The sequence below is a fragment of the Thiolapillus sp. genome, assembly GCF_048562965.1.
GTDB lineage: Bacteria > Pseudomonadota > Gammaproteobacteria > Chromatiales > Chromatiaceae > Thiolapillus > Thiolapillus brandeum_A.
Window position 1 is genome coordinate 1 of record NZ_JBHNMF010000987.1, and the last position, 1,040, is coordinate 1,040.

At 51.1% G+C, this 1,040-nt stretch carries 2 protein-coding genes; one reads left to right on the forward strand and one right to left on the reverse strand.

Going from position 1 to position 1,040, the window contains the following annotated elements; translation table 11 throughout:
• The first annotated feature begins 14 nt into the window (after positions 1-14).
• Complete coding sequence (locus ACOCD2_RS21690; RefSeq protein WP_293703663.1) at positions 15-167, forward strand: hypothetical protein; 153 nt, start codon at positions 15-17, stop codon at positions 165-167.
• Positions 168-344: 177 nt separating this feature from the next.
• Here ACOCD2_RS21690 and tnpA read toward each other — a convergent pair whose 3' ends face one another.
• On the reverse strand, positions 345-779 hold the full coding sequence (tnpA, locus tag ACOCD2_RS21695) for an IS200/IS605 family transposase (RefSeq protein ID WP_293650724.1): 435 nt from the start codon (positions 777-779) through the stop codon (positions 345-347).
• Between the last annotated feature and the right edge of the window lie 261 nt (positions 780-1,040).

Consider the following 1,040-nt stretch of genomic DNA (forward strand, 5'->3'; position numbering starts at 1 on the left):
CCCAGAGCACGACGATCCGTCTGAAGCTGCTGAAAATCGGCGCCCGCCTGCGCCTGACGGCGCGTAAGGTCTGGCTGTCCTTCTCGGAAGCGTACCCCTACGCCAGCGATATCGTTCAGATTCTGGCCAATCTCAAGCAGCACCCCGCCTGGTCGCCGCCTGGATAAACCCTATTACATCCGACAACGTTGACACAAACGATCAGACACCGGTGCTGAGGGGCCGGTGCGTCTGTGCAGTCGAAAAACCATCATTCAAAGCACTCCGGCAAGCGAAAAACACAAAAAATCAAATACTACCCGCAGAGCGGGTAGTATGATGAAAGCCCCCGGAGGGGGCTATTGTCAGAGTCCCGCCAACCTTAACTGCTCTTGGCGCTTCTCTTCCCGTTCCTGATTCTTTATGTACGTCCGTATCATCTGCTCATCTAAGCCAACTGTACTGACACAATAGCCTCGCGCCCAAAAATGTCGACCCGTAAAATTCCTTTTGACCTGCAGATATTCCCTGAATATCCGTATGGCTGATTTACCTTTCAGAAAACCGATGGTGTTTGCCACACTGTATTTGGGGGGAATCATCAACAGCATGTGAATGTGGTCGCGCATGGCGTAACCCTCTATCAATTCAACACCCTGCTGACGACATAACTCCCTCAATATCCCTCCTATTTCTTTCCTCAGCGTTCCGTAAATCGATTTCCTTCGATACTTCGGAACAAACACTACATGATATTTGCAATAATGCTTCACGTGAGCTTGGCTTTGCCAGCCTCTCATAATGGCCTCCTATAGAACTTGCCGGTTCAAAGGAGGCCATTTTCTTACTTCGCACGCTGGTACGGCAGAGCCTTTTCGTGTCTCACCGCCACAGGCGGTGGTTTACCAAGTTGTAATTATTTCTCCTGACAAGCATATTGGTGTTAATGGCCATCTATTCTGACCCACCTACGGCCAACAATTTTGACCCACCCTGAGGGGCATTCCGGGCCATAGGGCCGTACGCTTTCCGCCATCAGAGACTCATCGATGGGGGAAGCA

Coding starts and splice junctions, on each gene's coding strand:
- tnpA (WP_293650724.1), bottom strand. CDS start 779: ATGAGAGGCTGGCAAAGCCAAGCTCACGTGAAGCATTATTGCAAATAT.